Genomic DNA, 265 nt, shown 5'->3' on the forward strand with positions numbered 1-265 from the left:
CGTTCTATTTTTGGGTCCTGCATAACCAAGCGTGCTTTTAATTTGAATGATATTGAAACGGCTGAATGGGTATCCCGTCATTTTGGAGAAATCACGGTTTTGGCTCAGCAAGTAAAAGAGGGAAAGACTTTAAGCGAAGGGAATGATTTATCATATTCCGAGCAACGCCAGAAACTGATGACTCCCGAACAGATTATGGGCATGAAGGCTGATGATCTCTTGCTTTTAGTTAGTAATCATAATCCGCTAAAAGCAAAGCAGAATT

1 protein-coding gene is annotated in these 265 nt (G+C 40.4%); it reads left to right on the forward strand.

The window, feature by feature from the left end; translation table 11 throughout:
- Positions 1 to 42: 42 nt before the first annotated feature.
- Positions 43 to 265: type IV secretory system conjugative DNA transfer family protein (locus tag HBA93_RS21575; protein ID WP_286202126.1), on the forward strand; the 223-nt coding region annotated here is incomplete at its 3' end.

The organism is Ochrobactrum sp. SFR4 (genome assembly GCF_019730395.1).
Taxonomy (GTDB): domain Bacteria; phylum Pseudomonadota; class Alphaproteobacteria; order Rhizobiales; family Rhizobiaceae; genus Pseudochrobactrum.